The 24,313-nt window shown below is 43.8% G+C and carries 28 protein-coding genes; 27 read left to right on the top strand and 1 reads right to left on the bottom strand.

Translation table 11 applies throughout. The annotated features are described in order from the left end of the window. Positions 1 to 4 precede the first annotated feature (4 nt). Together rpsA and fni are read left to right on the top strand one after the other, a co-directional pair. Positions 5 to 1,153, top strand: a complete 1,149-nt coding sequence (gene rpsA, locus CVV77_RS01495; RefSeq protein WP_003225495.1) for a 30S ribosomal protein S1 — start codon at positions 5 to 7, stop codon at positions 1,151 to 1,153. A 12-nt stretch (positions 1,154 to 1,165) separates the two neighbouring features. After that, positions 1,166 to 2,212, top strand: coding sequence for a type 2 isopentenyl-diphosphate Delta-isomerase (gene fni, locus CVV77_RS01500; RefSeq protein WP_100275122.1), 1,047 nt, complete (start codon positions 1,166 to 1,168; stop codon positions 2,210 to 2,212). A 43-nt stretch (positions 2,213 to 2,255) separates the two neighbouring features. On the opposite strand, the gene CVV77_RS01505 is transcribed toward fni, so the two are convergent. Next, complete coding sequence (locus tag CVV77_RS01505; RefSeq protein ID WP_004398140.1) at positions 2,256 to 2,387, bottom strand: YpzI family protein; 132 nt, start codon at positions 2,385 to 2,387, stop codon at positions 2,256 to 2,258. Positions 2,388 to 2,464: 77 nt separating this feature from the next. On the opposite strand from CVV77_RS01505, the gene CVV77_RS01510 reads away from it, so the two are divergent. The 25 genes from CVV77_RS01510 (at position 2,465) to trpA (ending at position 24,308) form a co-directional block, all read left to right on the top strand. Further along, positions 2,465 to 3,064 (top strand): YphA family membrane protein, encoded by a 600-nt coding sequence (locus CVV77_RS01510; protein ID WP_100274468.1) that lies wholly within the window; start codon positions 2,465 to 2,467, stop codon positions 3,062 to 3,064. Further along, positions 3,061 to 3,954, top strand: coding sequence for a YIEGIA family protein (locus CVV77_RS01515; RefSeq protein WP_060398911.1), 894 nt, complete (start codon positions 3,061 to 3,063; stop codon positions 3,952 to 3,954). The genes CVV77_RS01510 and CVV77_RS01515 overlap by 4 nt, the downstream gene beginning before the upstream one ends. Next, positions 3,951 to 4,145 carry a capping complex subunit for YIEGIA gene (locus CVV77_RS01520; protein ID WP_004398137.1) on the top strand — a complete coding sequence of 65 codons (195 nt, stop codon included), beginning with the start codon at positions 3,951 to 3,953 and terminating at the stop codon, positions 4,143 to 4,145. The genes CVV77_RS01515 and CVV77_RS01520 overlap by 4 nt, the downstream gene beginning before the upstream one ends. A gap of 153 nt (positions 4,146 to 4,298) precedes the next feature. Next, the gene (der, locus tag CVV77_RS01525) at positions 4,299 to 5,609 is read left to right on the top strand and encodes a ribosome biogenesis GTPase Der (protein ID WP_003225506.1); all 1,311 of its coding nucleotides are present in this window, start codon (positions 4,299 to 4,301) and stop codon (positions 5,607 to 5,609) included. Positions 5,610 to 5,626: 17 nt separating this feature from the next. Beyond that, on the top strand, positions 5,627 to 6,664 hold the full coding sequence (locus CVV77_RS01530) for an NAD(P)H-dependent glycerol-3-phosphate dehydrogenase (RefSeq protein ID WP_100274469.1): 1,038 nt from the start codon (positions 5,627 to 5,629) through the stop codon (positions 6,662 to 6,664). Between the two features lie 338 nt (positions 6,665 to 7,002). After that, positions 7,003 to 7,206, top strand: a complete 204-nt coding sequence (locus tag CVV77_RS01535) for a DUF2768 domain-containing protein (RefSeq protein ID WP_100274470.1) — start codon at positions 7,003 to 7,005, stop codon at positions 7,204 to 7,206. Between the two features lie 21 nt (positions 7,207 to 7,227). Continuing rightward, positions 7,228 to 7,962 carry a hypothetical protein gene (locus tag CVV77_RS01540; protein WP_100274471.1) on the top strand — a complete coding sequence of 245 codons (735 nt, stop codon included), beginning with the start codon at positions 7,228 to 7,230 and terminating at the stop codon, positions 7,960 to 7,962. Positions 7,963 to 8,144: 182 nt separating this feature from the next. Next, positions 8,145 to 9,623 carry a stage IV sporulation protein A gene (gene spoIVA / locus CVV77_RS01545; protein ID WP_004398133.1) on the top strand — a complete coding sequence of 493 codons (1,479 nt, stop codon included), beginning with the start codon at positions 8,145 to 8,147 and terminating at the stop codon, positions 9,621 to 9,623. A 372-nt stretch (positions 9,624 to 9,995) separates the two neighbouring features. Then, positions 9,996 to 10,274: a non-specific DNA-binding protein Hbs gene (hbs, locus tag CVV77_RS01550; protein ID WP_003153447.1), complete on the top strand. Its 279-nt coding sequence runs from the start codon at positions 9,996 to 9,998 to the stop codon at positions 10,272 to 10,274. 187 nt (positions 10,275 to 10,461) lie between these two features. Then, on the top strand, positions 10,462 to 11,034 hold the full coding sequence (folE, locus tag CVV77_RS01555) for a GTP cyclohydrolase I FolE (protein ID WP_003225516.1): 573 nt from the start codon (positions 10,462 to 10,464) through the stop codon (positions 11,032 to 11,034). Positions 11,035 to 11,055: 21 nt separating this feature from the next. Continuing rightward, on the top strand, positions 11,056 to 11,283 hold the full coding sequence (gene mtrB / locus CVV77_RS01560; protein WP_003225517.1) for a trp RNA-binding attenuation protein MtrB: 228 nt from the start codon (positions 11,056 to 11,058) through the stop codon (positions 11,281 to 11,283). A gap of 163 nt (positions 11,284 to 11,446) precedes the next feature. Further along, on the top strand, positions 11,447 to 12,202 hold the full coding sequence (gene hepS / locus CVV77_RS01565) for a heptaprenyl diphosphate synthase component 1 (RefSeq protein WP_004398111.1): 756 nt from the start codon (positions 11,447 to 11,449) through the stop codon (positions 12,200 to 12,202). A gap of 6 nt (positions 12,203 to 12,208) precedes the next feature. Further along, positions 12,209 to 12,910, top strand: coding sequence for a demethylmenaquinone methyltransferase (gene menG, locus CVV77_RS01570; RefSeq protein WP_004398109.1), 702 nt, complete (start codon positions 12,209 to 12,211; stop codon positions 12,908 to 12,910). A 25-nt stretch (positions 12,911 to 12,935) separates the two neighbouring features. After that, the gene (gene hepT / locus CVV77_RS01575; protein WP_004398107.1) at positions 12,936 to 13,898 is read left to right on the top strand and encodes a heptaprenyl diphosphate synthase component II; all 963 of its coding nucleotides are present in this window, start codon (positions 12,936 to 12,938) and stop codon (positions 13,896 to 13,898) included. Positions 13,899 to 14,013: 115 nt separating this feature from the next. Beyond that, entirely contained in the window at positions 14,014 to 14,463 is a 450-nt protein-coding gene (gene ndk, locus CVV77_RS01580; protein WP_100274472.1) for a nucleoside-diphosphate kinase, read from the top strand. A gap of 236 nt (positions 14,464 to 14,699) precedes the next feature. Next, positions 14,700 to 15,470, top strand: a complete 771-nt coding sequence (gene cheR, locus CVV77_RS01585; RefSeq protein ID WP_100274473.1) for a protein-glutamate O-methyltransferase CheR — start codon at positions 14,700 to 14,702, stop codon at positions 15,468 to 15,470. Between the two features lie 74 nt (positions 15,471 to 15,544). Further along, on the top strand, positions 15,545 to 16,717 hold the full coding sequence (gene aroC / locus CVV77_RS01590) for a chorismate synthase (RefSeq protein WP_004398727.1): 1,173 nt from the start codon (positions 15,545 to 15,547) through the stop codon (positions 16,715 to 16,717). Continuing rightward, complete coding sequence (gene aroB, locus CVV77_RS01595) at positions 16,717 to 17,805, top strand: 3-dehydroquinate synthase (RefSeq protein ID WP_100274474.1); 1,089 nt, start codon at positions 16,717 to 16,719, stop codon at positions 17,803 to 17,805. Before aroC ends, aroB begins: the two co-directional genes overlap by 1 nt. After that, the gene (gene aroH, locus CVV77_RS01600; RefSeq protein WP_100274475.1) at positions 17,802 to 18,185 is read left to right on the top strand and encodes a chorismate mutase; all 384 of its coding nucleotides are present in this window, start codon (positions 17,802 to 17,804) and stop codon (positions 18,183 to 18,185) included. Before aroB ends, aroH begins: the two co-directional genes overlap by 4 nt. A gap of 214 nt (positions 18,186 to 18,399) precedes the next feature. After that, positions 18,400 to 19,947, top strand: coding sequence for an anthranilate synthase component I (trpE, locus tag CVV77_RS01605; RefSeq protein ID WP_100274476.1), 1,548 nt, complete (start codon positions 18,400 to 18,402; stop codon positions 19,945 to 19,947). Further along, positions 19,919 to 20,935 carry an anthranilate phosphoribosyltransferase gene (gene trpD, locus CVV77_RS01610; protein ID WP_100274477.1) on the top strand — a complete coding sequence of 339 codons (1,017 nt, stop codon included), beginning with the start codon at positions 19,919 to 19,921 and terminating at the stop codon, positions 20,933 to 20,935. The genes trpE and trpD overlap by 29 nt, the downstream gene beginning before the upstream one ends. Next, positions 20,928 to 21,680 carry an indole-3-glycerol phosphate synthase TrpC gene (gene trpC, locus CVV77_RS01615; RefSeq protein WP_100274478.1) on the top strand — a complete coding sequence of 251 codons (753 nt, stop codon included), beginning with the start codon at positions 20,928 to 20,930 and terminating at the stop codon, positions 21,678 to 21,680. Before trpD ends, trpC begins: the two co-directional genes overlap by 8 nt. A gap of 4 nt (positions 21,681 to 21,684) precedes the next feature. Further along, positions 21,685 to 22,329, top strand: coding sequence for a phosphoribosylanthranilate isomerase (locus CVV77_RS01620; protein WP_100274479.1), 645 nt, complete (start codon positions 21,685 to 21,687; stop codon positions 22,327 to 22,329). After that, on the top strand, positions 22,310 to 23,512 hold the full coding sequence (gene trpB / locus CVV77_RS01625; protein ID WP_100274480.1) for a tryptophan synthase subunit beta: 1,203 nt from the start codon (positions 22,310 to 22,312) through the stop codon (positions 23,510 to 23,512). The genes CVV77_RS01620 and trpB overlap by 20 nt, the downstream gene beginning before the upstream one ends. Further along, a complete protein-coding gene (gene trpA / locus CVV77_RS01630) occupies positions 23,505 to 24,308 on the top strand; it encodes a tryptophan synthase subunit alpha (protein ID WP_084992036.1) in 804 nt (267 codons plus the stop codon). The genes trpB and trpA overlap by 8 nt, the downstream gene beginning before the upstream one ends. Positions 24,309 to 24,313 lie beyond the last annotated feature (5 nt).

The raw sequence follows: 24,313 nt of genomic DNA on the forward strand, positions 1-24,313 counted from the left end.
TCAAATGACAGAGGAAATGAATCAAATTGATGTTCAAGTGCCAGAGGTTGGAGATGTAGTTAAAGGGATTGTGACAAAGGTAGAGGACAAGCATGTGGATGTAGAAATTATCAATGTCAAACAGTCCGGCATTATTCCAATCAGTGAATTATCAAGTCTTCATGTAGAGAAAGCATCGGATGTTGTAAAAGTAGACGACGAGCTTGACCTGAAAGTAACAAAAGTGGAAGACGATGCTTTGATTTTATCTAAACGTGCTGTTGATGCAGACCGCGCTTGGGAAGACCTTGAGAAAAAATTTGAAACAAAAGAAGTGTTTGAAGCTGAAGTAAAAGATGTTGTAAAAGGCGGCCTTGTCGTTGATATCGGCGTTCGAGGTTTTATCCCGGCATCACTTGTTGAAGCGCATTTCGTTGAAGATTTTACTGACTATAAAGGGAAAACACTGTCTCTGCTCGTTGTAGAGCTTGACCGTGATAAAAACCGCGTGATCCTTTCACACCGTGCCGTTGTTGAAAGTGAACAAGCGAATAAAAAACAAGAACTTCTTCAGTCTCTTGAAGTTGGAAGTGTACTGGATGGAAAAGTACAGCGCCTGACTGACTTTGGCGCGTTTGTTGATATCGGCGGTATCGACGGACTTGTACACATTTCACAGCTTTCCCACTCCCATGTAGAGAAGCCGTCTGACGTTGTCGAAGAGGGACAGGAAGTAAAAGTGAAAGTATTATCGGTTGACCGTGATAATGAACGTATTTCTTTATCTATCAAAGATACACTGCCCGGACCTTGGAGCCAAATCGGCGAGAAAGTGAAACCTGGTGATGTGCTTGAAGGAACTGTGCAGCGTCTAGTAAGCTTCGGTGCCTTTGTTGAAATCCTTCCAGGTGTTGAAGGTCTCGTTCATATTTCTCAAATTTCCAATAAACACATCGGCACGCCGCATGAAGTCCTTGAAGAAGGACAGACTGTAAAAGTGAAGGTTCTTGATGTGAATGAAAATGAGGAGCGCATTTCATTAAGCATGCGTGAACTTGAAGAAGCGCCTAAAGCCGATCAGGAAGATTACCGTCAATATCAGGCGAAGGAAGAAACAAGCACTGGCTTCCAGCTTGGAGATCTGATCGGAGATAAGCTGAATAAACTAAAATAATTGGTGATAAACGTGACTCGAGCAGAACGGAAAAGACAACACATCAATCATGCCCTGTCCACCGGCCAAAAGCGGGAAACGGGTCTTGATGATATTACGTTTGTTCATGTCAGTCTGCCCGATCTTGCATTAGAACAAGTAGATATTTCCACAAAAATCGGCGAACTTTCAAGCAGTTCGCCGATTTTTATCAATGCAATGACTGGCGGCGGCGGACAACTTACATATGAAATAAATAAATCGCTTGCACGAGCGGCTCGTCAGGCTGGAATACCTCTTGCTGTCGGATCGCAAATGTCCGCATTAAAAGATCCCTCAGAGCGTGTTTCGTATGAAATCGTTCGAAAGGAAAACCCAAACGGGCTGATTTTTGCCAACCTGGGGAGCGAGGCGACAGCTAATCATGCAAAGGAAGCAGTTGATATGATTGGAGCGGATGCGCTGCAGATTCACTTGAATGTGATTCAGGAAATTGTGATGCCTGAAGGAGACCGAAGCTTTAGCGGCGCTCTGAACCGCATTGAACAAATTTGCAGCCAGGTCAGTGTACCAGTCATTGTGAAAGAAGTCGGCTTCGGTATGAGCAAAGAATCAGCAGGGAAGCTGTATGAAGCTGGAGCGGTAGCTGTTGATATTGGCGGTTACGGGGGTACAAATTTTTCGAAAATCGAAAATCTCCGAAGACAGCGGCAAATTACCTTTTTTGACTCGTGGGGCATTTCGACAGCCGCAAGTTTGGCGGAAATCCGCTCTTCGTTTCCCGCAAGCACAATGATTGCGTCCGGCGGCCTGCAGGATGCGCTTGATGTGGCGAAGGCAATTGCGCTTGGGGCCTCTTGCACCGGAATGGCAGGACATTTTTTAAAAGCGCTGACTGACAGCGGCGAGGAAGGACTGCTTGAGGAGATTCAGCTGATCCTTGAGGAATTGAAAATGATTATGACCGTGCTGGGCGCCAGAACGATTTCTGATTTGCAAAAGGCGCCTCTTGTGATCAAAGGTGAAACCCATCATTGGCTTACAGAGAGAGGGATCGATACGTCCAGCTATAGTGTGTGATAAATATTAAAGCCCAAAACTTATGAGTTTTGGGCTTTTTGTTTTATGATTTTCGCTTTTTGAAGCTTCCGTTTTGTTCAAGGCTTGTCGCTCCGTCATAGTGAATGGACTGGTCTCGGTCTGATTCGACTCTGCCAGAAGCTTTGAGTTTTTTCTCCTGTCTGTCTTTTCCCATGATCATGCTCCTTAATGTGAGATGGATTGTTTAAAAAAAGCGCTTGGGTTCCATACTGGGAGTATGGAGGAAGCAATATGGAACAATTTTATTACTATTGGTCAATGTGGTTTCTGTGGGTCCTGACAACATTTATTTTTGAAAAGACGAAAAGACGATTTGCCGTCTCTGTCTTTATTTTGACTAATATAATCCTAAGCATACATGACATTACTTTATATTTTTCCCTGAATGCTGCTTATATGATGTTTTTCGTCTGCGGGTGTGTCTATGCCGGGTATTTGGGAATGTATCGTTTTCGTTATCTCATGGTCTTTCTGACGCTTGTTGGCGGGTATGCGTTTGTCTATCTTTTTGCATTATATGATCCGGTTTGGTTCATCATAAACCCTGAGTGGGTTGCCGTTATATTATTAGTGCTTTTGACAGCTTCAGTTGAAAGGGATTTCGAGAAGCAGCTTACCTTATTTGTCCTAGGGATGTGCCAAGGCGAACTGGTGTATTCGTTTGTGATTCAGAAGTTGGCTGGGGCTTTGGCTGTCGGCGGCTTTCAATGGCTGAATGCGTGTTCTGCGGGAATGATATTGCTGTTTGGCATATCCAAATACGAACAGCTCGCAAGCCAGATTGGTCAAAAAAGCAAAAGATCAAACAAAGGAGCTACCAAAATGTCATGAGTGATTACATCTATCCGATTATTGCTGGGGTCATTGCCGGAGTAGCAACACGGCTTTATATGCTGAAAACGGATTACCGCCAGTATCCGACCTATATTCATGGGAAAGTCATTCATATTGCACTAGGGCTGATCGCGGCTGGTTTAGGGGCAATTATTATGCCGGCGCTTTTGCAGGAGGAATTTACGGCCATCACATTTTTAACGTTAGCCGCGACGCAATTTAGAGATGTCCGAAACATGGAACGGAACACGCTGACGCAAATGGATTCGTATGAACTTGTCTCAAGGGGAAGCACATATATTGAGGGAATTGCCATTGCGTTTGAAAGCAGAAATTATATTGTGATCTTTACAGCGCTATTGACAACCTCTGCGTATGTGTTTTTATCCATTTGGGCTGCAATTATAGCGGCTATTGTTTGTTTTTTGCTGGCAATGAAATTTATGTCGGGCAGTGTATTGAAGGATATTGTAGACATCGAGTACATAAAGCCTCACTTTGACGGTCCGGGACTGTTTGTTGATAATATTTATATGATGAATATCGGGCTTCCGGAGAAACAGGAGCTGATTTTAAAGCATGGCATGGGCTTTATTTTAACGCCGAAAAACTTTAATTCAGCAGCGACGATTGCCAACTTAGGGCAGCGCCAGGCGATTTTATTTGATGTTTCCAATGTGCTCGGGGTTTATCGGGACTCAGGCGAGCCGTCTCTGACGCCTATTGCAAAACGGGATTTAAATGACGGGAGAGTGGCAGTCTTTGTTCTGCCGCAAATTAACCACCCCGAAACGGCTGTTCAGATCATCAGCAATGTTCCAACCTTGGAAAACGCGATCAGAATGCCGACGGAATTTATCAAAAAGCAGGATAAGGTGATAGGATGAGCGAATCTCTCACGAAAGTGATTTTGTCTGTGATCACGACTAACCGAAACCGGGCTGCGGGGGGAGCGCCTGTCTTTTTTTGCAATGACCAAAAGGAGATGGAGCTATTCGCTAAAAATCTTGAGGCGATCCTTGATGGAATAGCGCATAGAATTGGAGATGACGTGTATTTGATCGTGAAACATTTCTAAGAATAGTTGTGATCCCAGTAAAAACTGATATAATAAATGAGTTAAGCCCTTCCTGTGAAGGGTTTCTTTTCATAAAAGTGAATGAAATGATTTTAATAACCGGTTGAAAATTTATGTAAAAATGAAAGCGGCTGGATCGAAAGGAAGGGTACTATGGGTAAACCTGTCGTAGCCATTGTCGGGAGACCAAATGTAGGAAAATCCACAATCTTTAACCGGATTGCGGGAGAAAGAATTTCAATAGTAGAAGATACCCCTGGAGTGACAAGGGATCGGATATACAGCTCGGCTGAATGGCTGAATTATGATTTTAATTTGATTGATACTGGCGGTATTGATATCGGTGATGAGCCGTTCTTAGCGCAAATTCGCCAGCAGGCTGAAATCGCCATGGATGAAGCGGACGTCATTATTTTTATGGTGAATGGCCGTGAAGGCGTAACAGCTGCTGATGAAGAAGTAGCAAAAATTTTGTACCGCACGAAAAAGCCTGTTGTTTTGGCAGTTAATAAACTGGATAACACAGAAATGAGAGCGAATATTTATGATTTTTATTCGCTTGGCTTTGGCGAGCCGTATCCAATTTCGGGAACACACGGACTCGGACTGGGTGATTTACTGGATGCCGTTGCAGAGCATTTTAAAAACATTCCTGAAACGAAATATGATGAAGAAGTTGTTCAATTTTGCCTGATCGGGCGCCCGAATGTCGGAAAGTCCTCACTTGTGAATGCGATGCTCGGCGAAGAGCGTGTCATTGTGAGCAACGTGGCGGGAACGACAAGAGATGCTGTTGATACGGCATTTACGTACAACCAGCAGGAGTTTGTCATTGTCGATACTGCCGGTATGCGAAAAAAAGGGAAAGTCTATGAAACGACTGAAAAGTACAGTGTGCTGCGCGCGCTGAAAGCAATCGACCGCTCAGAAGTCGTTGCGGTTGTGCTGGACGGCGAAGAAGGCATTATTGAACAGGACAAGCGCATCGCCGGTTATGCACACGAAGCGGGCAAGGCCGTCGTAATCGTCGTAAACAAATGGGATGCTGTTGACAAAGATGAAAGCACGATGAAAGAATTTGAAGAAAATATCCGTGATCATTTTCAATTTCTTGATTATGCGCCAATCCTATTCATGTCAGCCTTAACGACAAAACGGATCCATACGCTGATGCCTGCGATTATTAAAGCAAGCGAAAACCATTCACTTCGAGTTCAAACGAATGTCTTAAATGATGTCATCATGGATGCTGTGGCAATGAATCCGACACCGACTCATAACGGTTCTCGTTTGAAGATTTATTATGCGACTCAAGTGTCGGTGAAGCCGCCGAGTTTCGTTGTGTTTGTTAACGATCCGGAATTGATGCATTTTTCGTACGAACGCTTTTTAGAAAACCGAATCAGAGATGCGTTCGGTTTTGAAGGGACACCAATCAAAATATTTGCAAGAGCTAGAAAATAAAAAGGTGTGAAGCAAAAATGAAAAAAGTCACAATGCTTGGAGCGGGGAGTTGGGGAACGGCGCTAGCTTTAGTTCTAGCTGATAACGGAAATAAAGTGTGTGTGTGGGCTCACCGTTCAGAATTAATTCATCAAATTAATGAGTTGCATGAAAACAAAGATTATCTGCCGAATGTTAAGCTGCCTACAACCATTAAAGGAACAACAGATATGAATGAAGCTGTTTCGGATGCAGATTTCATTATCGTTGCGGTTCCGACAAAAGCGATTCGGGAAGTGCTGAGACAGGCTGTGCCTTTTATAACGAAAAAGGCAGTCTTTGTTCATGTCAGCAAAGGCATAGAACCTGATTCGCTCCTGCGCATTTCTGAGATTATGGAAATTGAGCTCCCGAGCGATGCCAGAAAGGATATTGTTGTTCTTTCCGGACCGAGCCATGCGGAAGAAGTGGGGCTGCGGCATCCGACGACCGTTACTGCATCTTCAAAGAGCATGCGGGCAGCAGAAGAGGTGCAGGATTTATTTATTAATCACAATTTCCGGGTGTACACAAACCCTGACATTATCGGAGTTGAAATCGGGGGGGCTTTAAAAAATATTATTGCCCTCGCCGCAGGAATTACAGACGGTTTAGGGTATGGCGACAATGCCAAAGCGGCTTTGATTACACGCGGACTTGCCGAAATCGCGAGACTCGGAACGAAAATGGGCGGGAATCCCCTGACGTTTTCTGGATTGACAGGAGTAGGCGATCTGATTGTTACGTGCACAAGTGTACATTCCAGAAACTGGCGTGCCGGCAATTTGCTTGGAAAGGGCTACAAGCTTGAAGACGTTCTCGAAGAGATGGGAATGGTAGTCGAAGGCGTCCGCACGACAAAAGCGGCTTACCAGCTTTCGAAGAAATATGATGTGAAAATGCCGATTACAGAAGCACTCCATCAAGTTCTATTTAACGGACAAAAAGTGGAAACTGCTGTTGAATCTTTAATGGCGAGGGGCAAAACCCACGAGATGGAGGATCTGGTCAATACGTTTGAAAATCAAGTGAAGTAAAAGTGTCAATCGTATTGAAGACCGCATATCTTAATTGAACGAAAGCTCGAAAAACAGAAGAACACCCAAGTCTTGGGATCTCCTGAAACATTTTGCCGATTTAGGCAATAGAGGATGCATCTGTGTGTCAAGTCGCATACTATAGCATCGAAGTCCAAGAGAGTGTTTCTTAAACGTGCAGGTGAATATAGTCAATTTGACTGAAGTGAAGGTCCCCCTCTTTGCTTCAGTTTTTTTGTTCTATCAAAGGATGGAAAATCTGGTTGATCTTTTCCGGGGCTGTATATTAAAATTAAAATATAACGCTTACATCATACATATCGGGGAGGCGCAGGTCATTGAGTCTGGCATTGATGAAAATGTGGTTTGCACTGGGGTCCATGGGTCTGATGTTTCTGGCTGTAGCTTCCATCTATTTAAGCCGGTTTAAGTTTCAAAATCGGTTTCTGAAGATTGCGGTATCGTCTTTTGCTTACATATGTATGCTCATATCTGGAATTATTGTGTTTTTCGTGGTATTCAGCGGCCCTGTCAATGAATAAAGCTGTAAAAGGAAGTGCTGTATGGGTAAACTGAAGTGCGCTATAATTTTTGCGGCAGTCGTGTTTTTATCGGGGTGTTTATATCCGAATGAGCGGAAAAGCAGTATACATGCCATTCCTTATCAGGACCAGCTAAAGCAAGTTCAGTCTGCTGTTGATGAATTTCAAAAGGCTAATGGAGGGCTGCTTCCCATTCAAACAAAAGATATGTCGACACCGCTATATCAAAAGTATCCGATAGACTTTAACCGTTTAGCGCCGAGATATATAGCCGAACCTCCAAGCACGGCATATGAAAGCGGAGGAGACTATCAATATGTGCTTGTTGACGTAGAGAACGATCCGACTGTTAAATTGATTGATCTAAAGATGGCTGAAAAAATCCGCGATGTGAAATTGCGCGTCCAAATGTATCGCCAGGAGCATCAATATCCGCCTTACAAGGATGTGCTATCACGTGATTTATTTACACTCGATGGGAAGAAGCTTGGGGATGGAAGCTCTCTTACAGTGACAAGCCCAATCTCAGGGGATTCCTTGCCGCTTATGATTGATGGAGACGGAGAAATATATGCCGATTACCGGAATGAGCTGGCTTCTTGCCTCAAAAAAAGCAAAAAAACGTTTCAACCCGGTTCTGAAATCCAGGATATGATTTGGCAAGAAACCCCCTTTGTCCCCGCGTTTTCTGTGAAATATACGGTAAATGACAAACAGGAACCTGTTTTTTTAGAAAATGATATGAAAAAGGAATGAACCTTTCTCCCTTGCATACAAATAGGGAGAAAGGTTTTTTTATACTTTAATAGATTGTGGATGGGAAATTTTCTAAAGATGTCATATTGAAATAGGACAACGTCATACACATATAGTGTCCTGTGTTTGATTGAAAGAGCTTAATAAAATTGAGAAGGATAGGAAGTCCGGGAGGGGATCACTTGGAAAAGGTCGATATTTTCAAGGATATCGCTGAACGAACAGGAGGCGATATATACTTAGGAGTCGTAGGTGCTGTCCGTACAGGAAAATCCACGTTTATTAAGAAATTTATGGAGCTTGTGGTGCTCCCGAATATCAGTAACGAAGCAGACCGGGCACGTGCGCAGGATGAACTGCCGCAAAGCGCAGCCGGCAAAACGATTATGACTACAGAGCCTAAATTTGTTCCGAATCAGGCGATGTCTGTTCATGTGTCAGACGGACTCGATGTCAATATAAGATTAGTAGATTGTGTAGGTTACACAGTTCCCGGTGCAAAAGGATATGAAGATGAAAACGGGCCGCGGATGATTAATACGCCTTGGTACGAAGAACCGATCCCATTTCATGAGGCTGCTGAAATCGGCACACGAAAAGTCATTCAGGAACACTCGACCATCGGAGTTGTCATTACGACAGACGGCACCATTGGGGATATCGCCAGAAGTGACTATATAGAGGCTGAAGAAAGAGTTATTGAAGAGCTGAAAGAGGTTGGCAAACCCTTTATTATGGTCATCAACTCAGTGAGGCCGTATCACCCGGAAACAGAAGCCATGCGCCAGGATTTAAGCGAAAAATATGATATCCCGGTATTGGCAATGAGCGTGGAAAGCATGCGGGAAACAGATGTGCTGAATGTGCTCAGAGAGGCCCTCTACGAGTTTCCGGTGCTTGAAGTGAATGTCAATCTCCCAAGCTGGGTAATGGTGCTGAAAGAAAACCATTGGCTGCGTGAAAGCTATCAGGAATCCGTGAAGGAAACCGTTAAGGACATTAAGCGTCTCAGGGATGTAGACAGGGTTGTCGGCCAATTCAGCGAGTTTGAGTTCATTGAAAGTGCCGGGTTAGCCGGAATCGAGCTGGGCCAAGGGGTGGCTGAAATTGATTTGTACGCGCCGGACCAATTATATGATCAAATCCTGAAAGAAGTAGTGGGCGTTGAAATCAGAGGAAGAGACCATCTGCTTGAGCTCATGCAGGACTTCGCCCATGCGAAAACAGAATATGATCAAGTGTCCGATGCCTTAAAAATGGTGAAACAGACGGGATACGGCATTGCAGCGCCTGCTTTAACAGATATGAGTCTCGATGAGCCGGAAATTATACGGCAGGGCTCACGATTCGGTGTGAGGCTGAAAGCTGTCGCTCCGTCGATCCATATGATCAAAGTAGACGTCGAAAGCGAGTTCGCGCCGATTATCGGAACGGAAAAACAAAGCGAAGAGCTTGTACGCTATTTGATGCAAGACTTTGAGGATGATCCGCTCTCCATCTGGAACTCCGATATCTTCGGAAGATCACTGAGCTCAATTGTGAGAGAAGGGATTCAGGCAAAGCTGTCATTAATGCCTGAAAACGCACGGTACAAATTAAAAGAAACGTTAGAAAGAATTATAAACGAAGGCTCAGGCGGCTTAATCGCCATCATCCTGTAATACCGCAAGACCTCTTTATAGAATGGGAGGTCTTTTTTCTTTGCTCTTAATAATGGAAAAGGATCAAAGAATAGGATGAAAAAAGTAAAAAAAGGAATATTTGTTCGGTAAATCACGTTAAATCCTTGACGAGCAAGGGATTGACGCTTTAAAATGCTTGATATGGCTTTTTATATGTGTTACTCTACATACAGAAATTCTTCACTTTGTTGGACAAACATTCCTCAGAGTGCAGTTTTTCGTAAAAAGCCGTTTAATTGTCTTTCTTGCCTGCTCTGATTTTTTTCTGAGACAGGTTTAGAATCAGACTGAACTGTGAAGAAATGATAATAAACGAACTGAATGTATTCCTTTTGGGAGGAGGTGAAAGGCATGAACAAAACAGAACTTATCAATGCGGTTGCAGAAGCAAGCGAATTGTCTAAAAAAGACGCTACAAAAGCAGTTGACTCTGTTTTTGATACGATCTTAGATGCACTTAAAAACGGTGATAAAATTCAACTGATCGGTTTTGGTAACTTCGAGGTGCGTGAACGTTCTGCACGTAAAGGACGCAATCCTCAAACAGGTGAAGAAATCGAAATTCCAGCAAGTAAAGTACCTGCTTTCAAACCAGGTAAAGCGCTTAAAGACGCAGTTGCCGGAAAATAATTGTGAATATAGATCGTGTATGCATCTAGCTTACATACACTTTATTTCTTCACAGAAAAGCCCCTTTCTAAGGGGCTTTTCATATTTCAAGAGCATGGGCTTCCTGGCAGGGCATTCACTTTGCTTTTAGCGGGGCATGTGTGCTAGAATCGAAATTAAATGTATTCATTGGTGGAGGACATAGAACATGAAAGAAGTTAATAAAGAGCAAATCGAACAAGCTGTTCGTCAAATTTTAGAAGCGATCGGAGAAGACCCGAATAGAGAAGGGCTTCTTGATACTCCGAAAAGAGTCGCAAAGATGTACGCCGAAGTATTCTCCGGCTTGAATGAAGATCCGAAAGAACATTTCCAGACTATCTTCGGTGAAAACCATGAGGAGCTTGTTCTTGTAAAAGATATCGCGTTTCATTCTATGTGTGAGCATCACCTTGTTCCTTTTTATGGAAAAGCGCACGTTGCATATATACCGCGAGGCGGAAAGGTCACAGGCCTCAGCAAACTGGCACGTGCCGTTGAAGCTGTTGCAAAGCGCCCGCAGCTTCAGGAACGCATCACTTCTACTATTGCGGAAAGCATCGTAGAAACGCTTGACCCGCACGGCGTAATGGTAGTGGTTGAAGCAGAACACATGTGCATGACGATGCGCGGTGTAAGAAAACCGGGTGCAAAAACTGTTACTTCAGCAGTCAGAGGCGTTTTTAAAGATGATGCTGCTGCCCGTGCTGAAGTATTGGAACATATTAAACGCCAGGACTAATAAAGATAGAGGGTGCTATAAATGAACGAAAAGCATTCAAGTGATTTTGTCGTCATTAAAGCGGTTGAGGACGGAGTGAATGTGATCGGCCTGACAAGAGGAACAGACACAAAGTTTCACCATTCCGAAAAACTCGACAAGGGAGAAGTAATCATCGCTCAGTTTACAGAGCATACTTCTGCCATTAAAGTCAGAGGAGAGGCACTCATTCAAACCGCATACGGAGAAATGAAAAGCGAAAAAAAATAAGCTGGCTGTTCCCGCTGTTCAACGCAAATGCTCGCAAACAGCGGGTGGATACAGCCAATTTCTTTTTTTTATGCTATAATGATACCTGCGTAAGCGAATGAAAAGATAAAACTCATACATAGATTAAGAAATAAATGTGAATTTGGGGACAAGGGTGATATTTTTGCAAGACATCTACGGAACTTTAGCCAATCTGAACACGAAATTAAAACAAAAGCTGTCTCATCCTTATTTAGCGAAGCATATTTCTGCGCCAAAGATTGATGAGGATAAGCTTCTTCTTTTTCATGCTTTATTTGAGGAAGCCGACATAAAAAACAACGACAGAGAAAATTATATTGTAACAGCGATGCTTGTACAAAGCGCCCTTGATACCCATGATGAAGTGACGACAGCCAGAGTCATAAAACGAGACGAAAACAAAAACCGCCAATTGACTGTTCTCGCAGGCGATTATTTCAGCGGGCTGTACTACTCTTTGTTATCTGAAATGAAGGATATCTACATGATTCGGACGCTTGCTACAGCCATCAAAGAAATCAATGAACATAAAATTCGTCTCTATGACCGTTCTTTCAAGGATGAACACGATTTTTTCGAAAGTGTCGGCATCGTTGAATCAGCTTTATTCCATCGGGTGGCGGAACACTTCAACCTCCCGCGCTGGAAAAAGCTGTCGAGTGATTTTTTTGTATTTAAGCGGCTTATAAACGGAAATGATACATTTCTGGATGTGATCGGCAGTTTTATACAGCTGGGAAAAACAAAAGAAGAGATATTAGAAGATTGTTTTAAAAAAGCGAAAAACAGCATTGAGTCACTTTTGCCTCTAAATTCACCTATTCAGCATGCTTTATTAAACCGTCTGAAGACAATCAGCCAAGATCAAACCTATCATCAGAAAGTGGAAGAAGGGTAAACCATTATGCAGGAATCAAAAGAACAGCGCGTTCATGGAGTATTTGAAAAAATATCTAAAAACTACGACCAAATGAACTCTGTCATCAGTTTTCAGCAGCATAAAAAATGGCGCGAAAAAACGATGCGCATCATGGATGTGAAAGAAGGTGCCAAGGCACTTGATGTTTGCTGCGGAACGGCTGACTGGACGATCGCTCTTGCAAAAGCAGCCGGCAAAAACGGCGAGATCAAGGGCTTGGATTTCAGTAAAAATATGCTGAGTGTCGGCCAGCAGAAAGTAAAAAACGGCGGATTCAGCCAAATTGAACTGCTGCACGGAAATGCGATGGAGCTTCCTTTTGATGATGATACGTTTGATTATGTCACGATTGGCTTCGGACTCCGCAATGTCCCTGATTACTTGACTGTACTGAAAGAGATGAGACGTGTGGTGAAGCCGGGCGGACAGGTCGTATGTCTGGAAACGTCCCAGCCGGAAATGTTCGGATTCAGACAGGCCTACTTTATGTACTTTAAGTATATTATGCCGTTTTTCGGGAAACTGTTTGCGAAGAGCTATAAAGAATATTCTTGGCTTCAAGAATCAGCCAGAGAATTCCCTGGAATGAAGGAACTGGCAGGCCTGTTTGAAGAGGCGGGCTTGAAAAATGTCAAATATCATTCGTTTACTGGCGGAGTCGCTGCCACGCATATCGGATGGAAATGAAAACACAGATGTTTGGGTGAATGATATGAAATTTAAAATGGCCTACTCTTTTTTAAATGACGATATTGATGTAATCGAAAGAGAACTTGAACAAACCGTACGTTCCGATTACCCGCTTTTAAGCGAGGCGGGTCTTCATCTGCTGCAGGCAGGAGGGAAGCGCATTCGGCCTGTTTTCGTGCTGCTTTCCGGCATGTTTGGCGATTACGATATTAATAAGATTAAATATGTCGCCGTCACTCTGGAAATGATTCACATGGCATCTTTGGTTCATGATGATGTTATTGACGATGCCGAGCTTCGCAGAGGGAAGCCGACAATCAAAGCAAAGTGGGACAATCGCATTGCGATGTACACAGGCGATTATATGCTTGCGGGATCACTTGAAATGATGACGAGAATTAACGAACCGAAAGCCCATAGGATTTTGTCACAGACTATTGTTGAAGTTTGTCTTGGGGAAATCGAGCAGATCAAAGACAAATACAACATGGAACAAAATCTCAGAACGTATCTCCGCCGCATCAAAAGAAAAACGGCGCTCCTGATCGCAGTCAGCTGCCAGCTCGGTGCCATTGCGTCCGGAGCTGATGAAAAGATTCATAAGGCGCTGTATTGGTTTGGGTATTACGTCGGCATGTCTTATCAAATTATTGATGATATTCTTGATTTTACTTCAACTGAAGAAGAGCTGGGCAAACCTGTTGGAGGAGATTTGCTTCAAGGGAATGTCACATTGCCAGTCCTGTATGCCCTGAAAAATCCAGCATTAAGAAACCAGCTTAAATTGATTAACAGCGAGACTACGCAGGAACAGCTTGAACCAATCATTGAAGAAATCAAAAAAACAGATGCAATTGAAGCATCTATGGCAGTAAGCGAAATGTATCTGCAGAAAGCTTTCCAGAAATTAAACACGCTTCCGAGAGGACGTGCACGTTCGTCTCTTGCGGCCATCGCAAAATATATCGGTAAAAGAAAATTTTAATTTTTGTAGATATTAAGAAATTTCTCCGCCCCGGATTGATTAATTATCAGAAAGATGTTACGATTTCGGTGTGCAGTGTGAAAGCCTATACATACATAATGATGGGGTGGAGAATGTGATGGAAAAGACTTTTATCATGGTGAAACCAGACGGTGTACAACGTCAGCTCATTGGTGATATTTTATCCAGATTCGAGCGTAAGGGCTTACAATTAGCTGGCGCCAAGTTAATGAGAGTGACAGAACAAATGGCTGAGAAACACTACGCCGAACATCAAGGGAAGCCTTTCTTCGGAGAGCTCGTTGAGTTTATTACTTCAGGACCTATATTCGCAATGGTTTGGGAAGGCGAAAATGTCATTGAAGTGACGAGACAGCTGATCGGAAAGACAAATCCAAAAGAAGCTTTGCCTGGTACGATTCGGGGAGATTATGGCATGTTTGTCGGGAAAAACATCATCCACGGCTCTGATTCTCTCGAAAGTGCTGAACGCGAGATTAACATTTTCTTTAAGAATGAAGAATTAGTATCATATCAACAGCTCATGGCAGGCTGGATCTATTAATCATTATGAAAATAAGTAACAGAGCCGGCACCATGTAATGCCGCCGGTTTTCATTCTGTTTTGTAAAGGTTTACATTAAAGTGAATAAAGGGTGAAACGGCAGTGTGCATCAGACTCCTGCCTTTCCCAACAATCTAAAATCAGCTGAAAAGCTGATTTTTTTATTGAAACAATACAATTTCCTGATAAAACAAGCTATACTAGGACAAAAAGACAGCGAGACTGGGAGAGTAGAGATGGATACATACAGCGTATTTACAACCAAATGGAAGCAATTAACCGGAGTCGATTTGACATTATATAAAGAAGCACAAATGAAAAGAAGGCTGACGTCGCTTTATGAGAAAAAGGGGTATCAGAGCTTTAAGGAGTTTGCGGCGGCATTGGAAAAGGATCAAGCTCTCTTAAATGAAACATTGGACAGAATGACGATCAATGTTTCAGAATTTTATCGTAATTATAAAAGATGGGAAGTTCTTGAGACGGCTATTCTGCCGTTAATCAAGCACTCTAAGCCTTTAAAGATATGGAGTGCCGCCTGCTCAACGGGTGAGGAGCCTTATACGCTTGCCGTGCTTTTGGATCAGCAAAAAAGTCTTCCCGGCTTTCAGATTCTGGCGACTGATATTGATGAAAAAGCATTGGAGAAAGCGAAAAATGGCATCTATCAGGAGCGGTCTTTACAGGAAGTTCCATCATCTGTGAAGGATCGTTATTTTACTCAAAACGCAAATAGAAGCTATGAAGTAAAAGCAGAAATCAAAAAAAATATTACATTCAAAAAGCATAATCTGCTGGCTGATCGTTATGAACAAGACTTTGACTTAATCGTGTGCCGCAATGTATTTATTTATTTTACAGAAAGCGCGAAGGAAGAACTTTATTTGAAAATGGCACATAGCCTGAAAAAGAATGGAGTTCTCTTTGTCGGCAGCACTGAGCAAATCTTTAATCCTGAGAAATTTGGCCTGGCTCCAGCCGATACATTCTTTTATCAAAAAAGATAGACTGACTTTTTGCTGAAAAATATGTTATAGTAGTTTTACTTAAAAGCGTTAATGCGATGAAGGGAGAAGAAGTCATGAGATATTTAACAGCCGGAGAATCACACGGCCCCCAACTGACAACCATTATTGAAGGTGTGCCTGCCGGGCTTTACATAACGGAGGAAGATATCAATTTTGAGCTTGCCAGACGCCAAAAAGGCCACGGCCGCGGCCGCCGCATGCAAATCGAAAAAGATCAGGCCAAAATTATGAGCGGGGTGCGCCATGCCCGCACACTCGGTTCGCCAATTGCTCTCGTTGTAGAAAACAACGATTGGAAACATTGGACAAAAATCATGGGCGCAGCTCCGATTACAGAAGATGAAGAAAAGGAAATGAAACGCCAAATTTCCAGACCGAGACCTGGTCACGCTGATTTAAACGGTGCGATTAAATATAATCATCGTGATATGAGAAATGTGCTTGAGCGCTCTTCAGCAAGGGAAACAACTGTCAGAGTGGCAGCAGGGGCTGTCGCTAAAAAAATTCTTTCTGAGCTTGGCATTAAGGTAGCGGGCCACGTATTGCAGATTGGTGCAGTTAAAGCTGAAAAAACGGAATATACGTCAATTGAAGACCTGCAGCGTGTAACGGAGGAGTCTCCGGTCAGATGCTACGATGAAGAAGCAGGCAAAAAAATGATGGCTGCCATTGATGAAGCGAAGGCAAACGGGGATTCCATCGGCGGAATTGTAGAAGTCATTGTCGAGGGAATGCCGGTAGGCGTGGGCAGCTACGTCCATTATGACCGCAAGCTGGACAGTAAGCTTGCTGCTGCAGTGCTGTCAATTAACGCATTTAAAGGTGTGGAATTCGGCATCGGCTTTGAAGCGGCCGGCAGAAATGGAAGCGAAGTCCATGACGAGATCATTTGGGACGAGGAAAAGGGCTATACTCGCGCTACAAATAGACTTGGAGGACTGGAAGGCGGCATGACGACAGGAATGCCGATTGTCGTCCGCGGAGTTATGAAGCCTATCCCGACTTTATATAAACCGTTGAAGAGTGTGGATATTGAAACGAAAGAACCGTTTTCTGCCAGTATTGAACGTTCAGACAGCTGTGCAGTGCCTGCGGCAAGTGTAGTAGCTGAAGCTGCTGTTGCATGGGAAATTGCGAACGCAGTCGTTGAACAATTCGGTTTAGATCAAATCGACCGCATTAGAGAAAATGTGGAGAATATGAGAAAACTGTCGAGGGAATTTTAATGAGAACACTGCATGTTCAAACTGCTTCCTCGTCGTATCCTGTTTTTATCGGGCAAGGCATCAGACAAGAGGCTTGCGAACTATTAACCTCTCTAAACAGGCCTTTAACACGGATTATGCTTGTCACGGATGAAGAGGTGGATCGCCTGTATGGTGATGAAATGCTTCATTTGCTGCAAGAAAAATGGCCTGTGAAAAAAGTGACGGTGCCGAGCGGAGAGCAGGCGAAATCCATGGACATGTACACAAAACTGCAGAGTGAAGCGATTCGTTTTCATATGGATCGCTCCTCATGCATCATCGCATTCGGTGGCGGTGTTGTAGGAGATCTTGCCGGTTTTGTGGCTGCTACTTTTATGCGCGGCATTGATTTCATTCAAATGCCTACGACGCTTTTGGCGCATGACAGCGCAGTCGGAGGAAAAGTAGCCGTGAATCATCCGCTCGGAAAAAATCTAATCGGTGCGTTTTATCAGCCGAAAGCCGTGCTCTACGATACAGACTTTCTGCGTTCTCTCCCCGAAAAAGAGCTTCGGTCCGGAATGGCAGAAGTGATTAAACACGCTTTTATCTATGACAGAGCGTTTCTGCAAGAGCTGCTGAGTATCCGCTCACTGCACGATATCACAAGTGATCAGCTGAATGACATGATTTTTAAAGGCATTTCAATTAAAGCGTCTGTCGTTCAGCAGGATGAAAAAGAAGAGGGGATTAGAGCCTACTTAAACTTTGGACATACGCTCGGCCATGCCGTTGAGGCGGAATATGGATACGGACAGATCACTCACGGTGATGCCGTAGCCCTCGGAATGCAGTTTGCTTTATATGTAAGCGAAAAGACAGTGGGCTGTGAAATGGACAGAAAACGTTTGGTCAGCTGGCTAAAAAGCCTGGGCTATCCAAGTCAAATCAAAAAAGAGACGGAAACTTCGGTTCTTTTAGACCGTATGATGAATGATAAGAAGACCCGCGGCGGGAAGATTCAGTTTATCGTGCTCAACGAATTAGGAAAAGTTGCTGATCACACATTTTCCAGAAATGAACTTGAGAGCTGGCTGAACAAATGGCGATTGGAGGAGACATCATGATGATTCGCGGAATTCGCGGAGCAACTACAGTTGAATGGGATACTGAAGAAGAAATTTTACAAAAAACAAAACAGCTGTTAGAGAAAATCATAGAAGAAAACAAAACAAAGCCCGAAGATGTTGTTCAAATGCTTCTTTCGGCGACACCTGATTTGCACTCCGTTTTCCCGGCAAAAGCTGTTCGTGAGCTTTCAGGATGGCAGTACGTGCCGGTAACTTGTATGCAGGAAATGGACGTAACCGGCGGTCTAAAAAAGTGCATAAGAGTCATGATGACCGTCCAGACAGATGTTCCTCAGGATCAGATCAGACATGTATATTTAGAAAAAGCCGTCGTATTAAGACCCGATTTATCATTGACAAAAAATACTGAATTGTAATACGATAGGAACAGCTTAGAAATACACAAGAGTGTGTATAAAGCATTGAATGAGTTGAGTTAGAGAATAGGGTAGCAGAGAATGAGTTTAGTTGAGCTGAGACATGTATGTTTATTCTACCCAAAGGAAGCCTTTCTTTTGGGTTTATTTGTTATATAATAGTTTATCCTCTCATGCCATCTTCTCATTCTCCTTGCCATAAGGAGTGAGAGCAATGAATTTCCAATCAAACATTTCTGCATTTTTACAGGACAGCTTGTCCAACCACACCATCCCGATTGTGGAGACCTTCACAGTCGATACGCTGACACCCATTCAAATGATAGAGAAGCTCGACAGGGAGATTACGTATCTTCTTGAAAGCAAGGATGATACTTCTAATTGGTCGAGATATTCGTTTGTCGGCTTGAATCCATTTCTCACGATTAAAGAAGAGCAGGGTCGTTTTACAGCTGCAGATCAGGACGGCAGAGCTCTTTACACAGGAGATGAACTCAAAGAAGTTCTGAACTGGATGAATTCCACATGCAAAATCAAAACGCCAAAGCTTGGCATTCCTTTTGTCGGCGGAGCTGTTGGGTATTTAAGCTATGATATGATCCCGCTGATTGAGCCTACTGTTCCTCCGCATACAAAAGAAACGGGAATGGAAAAGTGTATGCTGTTTGTTTGCCGGACGATAATTGCGTATGATCATGAAACCAAAAATGTCCACTTTATCCAATATGCAAGACTCAATGGACAGGAAACTGAAAACGAAAAAGTCGATGTGTTTCATCAAAATCATCAAGAGCTCCAAGATCTCATTGAAAAAATGATGGATCAAAAAAACATAAAAGAGCTGTTTCTCTCTGCTGATTCATATAAGACGCCCAGCTTTGAGACTGTCTCTTCTAATTATGAAAAATCGGCTTTTATGGCTGATGTAGAAAAAATCAAAGAATATATAAAAGCGGGCGATATCTTCCAAGGCGTTTTGTCACAAAAATTTGAGATTCCGATAACAGCAGATGCCTTTGAGTTATACCGAGTGCTGCGGATCGTCAATCCTTCTCCGTATATGTACTATATGAAACTCCAAGACAGAGAAATAGTCGGCAGCTCTCCGGAACGGTTAATCCACGTTCAGGACGGGCACTTGGAAATCCATCCGATTGCCGGAACGAGAAAACGGGGCGCAGACAAAGAGGAAGATGAAAAACTCAAAGTTGAGCTAATGAAGGATGAAAAAGAAAAAGCAGAGCACTACATGCTCGTTGACCTTGCCCGGAACGATATCGGCAGAGTAGCAGAGTATGGATCTGTATCTGTGCCGGAGTTCACAAAAATCGTCTCCTTTTCGCATGTCATGCACATTATCTCGGTGGTTACAGGCCGATTGAAAGAAGAGGTTCATCCTGTCGATGCACTGATGTCTGCTTTCCCGGCGGGAACGTTAACAGGCGCACCAAAAATCCGTGCCATGCAGCTTTTGCAAGAGCTGGAGCCAACACCGAGAGAGACATACGGAGGCTGCATCGCCTACATCGGATTTGACGGTAATATCGACTCTTGTATTACGATTCGCACTATGAGCGTGAAGGACGGTGTTGCGTCGATACAAGCAGGTGCTGGTATTGTTGCGGATTCTGTTCCGGAAGCCGAATACGAAGAAAGCTGTAATAAAGCCGGTGCGCTGCTGAAAACGATTCATATTGCAGAAGACATGTTCCATAGCAAGGAGGATAAAGCTGATGAACAAATTTCTACAATTGTGCGTTGATGGAAAAACACTCACAGCCAGTGAGGCAGAAGCGCTGATGAATATGATGATGACAGCGGAAATGACTCCTTCTGAAATGGGCGGTATATTGTCTATTCTTGCTCATCGGGGAGAGACGCCAGAAGAGCTTTCGGGCTTTGTGAAGGCGATGCGGGCGCACGCTCTTACAGTAGATGGACTTCCTGATGTTGTAGATACATGCGGAACCGGAGGAGACGGTATTTCCACTTTTAATATCTCAACGGCATCTGCAATTGTTGCCTCAGCAGCCGGTGCGAAAATTGCTAAGCACGGCAATCGCTCTGTCTCTTCTAAAAGCGGAAGCGCTGATGTTTTAGAGGAGCTAGAGGTTCCAATTCAAACTACTCCCGAAAAGGTCAAAAGCAGCATTGAAACAAACAACATGGGATTTCTTTTTGCGCCGCTTTATCATTCGTCTATGAAACATGTAGCGGGTACTAGAAAAGATCTAGGTTTCAGAACGGTATTTAATCTGCTCGGACCGCTCAGCAATCCTTTGCAGGCGAAGCGTCAGGTAATCGGGGTCTATTCCGCTGAAAAAGCGGGACTGATGGCAAGTGCACTGGAGATGTTTCAGCCGAAGCACGTCCTGTTCGTATCCAGCCGCGACGGTTTAGATGAGCTTTCAATTACGGCACCGACTGATGTGATTGAATTAAAGGACGGAGAGCGCCGGGAATACACCGTTTCACCCGAAGATTTCGGTTTTACAAATGGCAGAATTGAAGATTTACAAGTGCAGTCACCGAAAGAGAGTGCCTGTCTCATTCAGAATATTTTTGAAAATAAAAGTAGCAGTTCCGCTTTATCTATTACTGCTTTTAATGCAGGGGCTGCGATATATACGGCGGGGATAACCGCCTCACTGAAGGAAGGTACGGAGCTCGCGTTAGAGACGATTACAAGCGGAGGCGCTGCCGCGCAGCTTGAACGACTAAAGCAGAAAGAGGAAGAGATCTATGCTTGAAAATATCATCAAACAAAAGAAAGAAGAAGTAAAAACACTGGTACTGCCGGAAGAGCAGCCTTTCGAAAAACGTTCATTTAAAAAGGCGCTGGCAAGTCCGAATCGGTTTATCGGATTGATTGCCGAAGTAAAGAAAGCGTCACCGTCAAAAGGGCTTATTAAAGAGGATTTTGTCCCTGTACAGATTGCAAAAGACTATGAAACTGCGCAGGCAGATGCGCTTTCCGTATTAACAGACACCCCGTTTTTTCAAGGGAAAAACAGCTATTTATCAGACGTAAAACGTGCTGTATCAATTCCTGTACTCAGAAAAGATTTTATTATTGATTCTCTTCAAGTGGAGGAATCGAAAAGAATCGGAGCGGATGCCATACTGTTAATCGGCGAGGTGCTTGATCCCTTACATCTTCATGAATTATATCTTGAAGCAGGCGAAAAGGAGATGGATGTGTTAGTGGAAGTTCACGATGCATCCACGCTAGAACAAATATTGAAAGTGTTCACGCCTGATATTCTCGGCATAAACAACCGAAACCTAAAAACATTTGAAACATCTATTAAGCAGACAGAACAAATCGCATCTCTCGTTCCGAAAGAATCCCTGCTTGTCAGCGAAAGCGGAATCGGTTCTTTAGAACATTTAACATTTGTCAAAGAACAGGGTGCACGAGCTGTGCTTATCGGTGAATCATTGATGAGACAAACGTCACAGCAAAAAGCAATCCATGCTTTGTTTGGGGAGTGAGGATGTGAAGAAACCGGCATTAAAATATTGCGGCATACGGTCACTGCAGGATTTGCAGCTTGCAGCGGATTCACAGGCTGATTATCTGGGCTTTATTTTTGCTGAAAGCAAACGGAAAGTATCTCCGCAAAATGTGAAAAAGTGGCTGAGTCAAGTTCATGTCGAAAAACAGGTTGCGGGTGTTTTTGTTAATGAATCGATAGAGACAATGTCACGCATTGCCGAAGACTTGAATCTCGACGTCATTCAGCTTCACGGAGATGAGGTACCGGCAGATGCCGATGCTCTTCGCATGACAGGTTGCGAAATATGGAAGGCGCTTCACCATCATGAGAACACAATTCAAGAAATAGCCCGTTTTAAAGATGATGTGGACGGCTTTGTGATTGATTCATCTGTAAAAGGGCAAAGAGGCGGCACTGGTGTTGCTTTTTCTTGGGACTGTGTGCCGGAATATCAGCAGGCGGCTGCGGGCAAACGCTGCTTTATCGCAGGCGGCGTGAATCCGGACACCATCACAGACCTATTGAAATGGCAGCCGATAGGAATTGACCTTGCCAGCGGAATCGAAAAAAACGGACAAAAAGATCAAAATCTGATGAGGCTTTTAGAAGAAAGGATGAACCGATATGTATCCATACCCGAATGAAATAGGAAGATACGGCGATTTTGGCGGAAAATTTGTTCCGGAAACACTCATGCAGCCATTAGAAGAAATTGAAACTGCATTTAAAGAGATCAAGGATGATCCCGCTTTTCGTGACGAATATTACAAGCTGTTAAATGACTATTCCGGCAGACCTACTGCATTAACATACGCTGATCGAGTCACTGAATACTTAGGCGGTGCAAAAATCTATTTGAAACGAGAAGATTTAAACCACACAGGTTCTCATAAAATCAATAATGCACTAGGCCAAGCGCTGCTTGCTAAAAAAATGGGCAAAACGAAAATCATTGCTGAAACTGGCGCCGGGCAGCACGGCGTTGCCGCTGCGACAGTCGCAGCTAAATTCGGCTTTTCCTGCACTGTATTTATGGGCGAGGAAGACGTTGCCCGCCAGTCTCTTAACGTTTTCCGAATGAAGCTTCTTGGAGCGGAGGTTGTGCCTGTAACAAGCGGAAACGGCACATTGAAGGATGCCACAAATGAGGCGATCCGATACTGGGTTCAGCATTGTGAGGATCATTTTTACATGATCGGATCAGTTGTCGGACCGCACCCTTATCCGCAGGTCGTCCGTGAATTTCAAAAAATGATCGGTGAGGAGGCGAAGAATCAGCTGAAACGCTTTGAAGGCGCTCTGCCAGATAAGGTGGTGGCGTGTGTAGGCGGAGGAAGCAATGCGATGGGCATGTTTCAGGCGTTTTTAGATGAAGATGTTGAACTCATCGGTGCTGAAGCAGCGGGAAAAGGAATTGATACCCCTCTTCATGCCGCTACTATTTCGAAAGGAACCGTAGGTGTCATTCACGGTTCATTGACTTATCTCATTCAAGATGAGTTCGGGCAAATTATTGAGCCTTACTCCATTTCAGCAGGACTTGACTATCCAGGAATCGGTCCAGAGCACGCTTATTTGCATAAGAGCGGCCGAGTCACTTATGACAGTATCACAGATGAAGAAGCGGTGGATGCATTAAAACTCTTGTCAGAAAAAGAGGGGATTTTGCCGGCAATCGAATCTGCCCATGCGTTAGCGAAAGCATTCCAACTTGCTAAAGAGATGGATCGCGATCAAATGATTCTCGTCTGTTTATCAGGACGGGGAGATAAGGATGTCAACACATTAATGAATGTATTGGAAGAAGAGGTGAAAGCGCATGTTTAAATTAGACCTTCAAGCGTCAGAAAAATTGTTTGTCCCGTTTATTACGGCGGGCGATCCATTGCCTGAGGTTTCAGTTGAACTGGCGAAGTCTCTCCAAAAAGCGGGTGCCACGGCACTGGAGCTGGGTGTTGCATACTCAGACCCGCTTGCAGACGGTCCGGTGATCCAACGGGCTTCGAAGCGGGCGCTTAATAATGGAATGAATATCGTAAAGGCAATCGAATTAGGCGGAGAAATGAAAAAAAACGGAGTGAATATTCCGATTATCCTCTTTACGTATTATAATCCTGTGTTACAATTAAACAAAGAATACTTTTTCGCTTTACTGCGGAAAAATCATATTGACGGTCTGCTTGTTCCGGATCTGCCATTAGAAGAAAGCGCCAGCCTTCAAGCCGAATGCAAAAACCATGAGGTGACGTATATTTCTTTGGTTGCGCCGACAAGCGAAAGCCGTTTGAAAACCATTATTGAACAAGCCGAGGGCTTCGTCTACTGTGTATCTTCTCTAGGTGTGACCGGTGTCCGCAATGAGTTCAATTCATCCGTGTATCCGTTCATCCGGACAGTGAAGGATCTTAGCGCTGTGCCGGTTGCTGTAGGGTTCGGTATATCAAACCGCGAACAGGTCATGAAGATGAATGAAATTTGTGACGGTGTCGTAGTGGGAAGTGCGCTCGTCAGAAAAATAGAAGAATTAAAGGACCGGCTCATCAGTGCTGAAACGAGAGATCAAGCGCTGCAGGAGTTTGAAGATTACGCAACGGCGTTTGGCGGCTTGTACAGTTTAAAATGAGGTGA

Source organism: Bacillus sp. SN1 (assembly GCF_002796895.1).
Classification (GTDB): Bacteria; Bacillota; Bacilli; order Bacillales; family Bacillaceae; genus Bacillus; species Bacillus inaquosorum.

Excerpts from the sequence above, each read along its gene's own strand:
- rpsA (WP_003225495.1), top strand. The coding sequence starts at position 5 with ATGACAGAGGAAATGAATCAAATTGATGTTCAAGTGCCAGAGGTTGGA.
- CVV77_RS01505 (WP_004398140.1), bottom strand. The coding sequence starts at position 2,387 with ATGGGAAAAGACAGACAGGAGAAAAAACTCAAAGCTTCTGGCAGAGTC.
- CVV77_RS01510 (WP_100274468.1), top strand. The coding sequence starts at position 2,465 with ATGGAACAATTTTATTACTATTGGTCAATGTGGTTTCTGTGGGTCCTG.
- CVV77_RS01515 (WP_060398911.1), top strand. The coding sequence starts at position 3,061 with ATGAGTGATTACATCTATCCGATTATTGCTGGGGTCATTGCCGGAGTA.
- CVV77_RS01520 (WP_004398137.1), top strand. The coding sequence starts at position 3,951 with ATGAGCGAATCTCTCACGAAAGTGATTTTGTCTGTGATCACGACTAAC.
- der (WP_003225506.1), top strand. The coding sequence starts at position 4,299 with ATGGGTAAACCTGTCGTAGCCATTGTCGGGAGACCAAATGTAGGAAAA.
- CVV77_RS01530 (WP_100274469.1), top strand. The coding sequence starts at position 5,627 with ATGAAAAAAGTCACAATGCTTGGAGCGGGGAGTTGGGGAACGGCGCTA.
- CVV77_RS01540 (WP_100274471.1), top strand. The coding sequence starts at position 7,228 with ATGGGTAAACTGAAGTGCGCTATAATTTTTGCGGCAGTCGTGTTTTTA.
- hbs (WP_003153447.1), top strand. The coding sequence starts at position 9,996 with ATGAACAAAACAGAACTTATCAATGCGGTTGCAGAAGCAAGCGAATTG.
- folE (WP_003225516.1), top strand. The coding sequence starts at position 10,462 with ATGAAAGAAGTTAATAAAGAGCAAATCGAACAAGCTGTTCGTCAAATT.
- mtrB (WP_003225517.1), top strand. The coding sequence starts at position 11,056 with ATGAACGAAAAGCATTCAAGTGATTTTGTCGTCATTAAAGCGGTTGAG.
- menG (WP_004398109.1), top strand. The coding sequence starts at position 12,209 with ATGCAGGAATCAAAAGAACAGCGCGTTCATGGAGTATTTGAAAAAATA.
- hepT (WP_004398107.1), top strand. The coding sequence starts at position 12,936 with ATGAAATTTAAAATGGCCTACTCTTTTTTAAATGACGATATTGATGTA.
- cheR (WP_100274473.1), top strand. The coding sequence starts at position 14,700 with ATGGATACATACAGCGTATTTACAACCAAATGGAAGCAATTAACCGGA.
- aroC (WP_004398727.1), top strand. The coding sequence starts at position 15,545 with ATGAGATATTTAACAGCCGGAGAATCACACGGCCCCCAACTGACAACC.
- aroB (WP_100274474.1), top strand. The coding sequence starts at position 16,717 with ATGAGAACACTGCATGTTCAAACTGCTTCCTCGTCGTATCCTGTTTTT.
- aroH (WP_100274475.1), top strand. The coding sequence starts at position 17,802 with ATGATGATTCGCGGAATTCGCGGAGCAACTACAGTTGAATGGGATACT.
- trpE (WP_100274476.1), top strand. The coding sequence starts at position 18,400 with ATGAATTTCCAATCAAACATTTCTGCATTTTTACAGGACAGCTTGTCC.
- trpD (WP_100274477.1), top strand. The coding sequence starts at position 19,919 with ATGAACAAATTTCTACAATTGTGCGTTGATGGAAAAACACTCACAGCC.
- trpC (WP_100274478.1), top strand. The coding sequence starts at position 20,928 with ATGCTTGAAAATATCATCAAACAAAAGAAAGAAGAAGTAAAAACACTG.
- trpB (WP_100274480.1), top strand. The coding sequence starts at position 22,310 with ATGTATCCATACCCGAATGAAATAGGAAGATACGGCGATTTTGGCGGA.
- trpA (WP_084992036.1), top strand. The coding sequence starts at position 23,505 with ATGTTTAAATTAGACCTTCAAGCGTCAGAAAAATTGTTTGTCCCGTTT.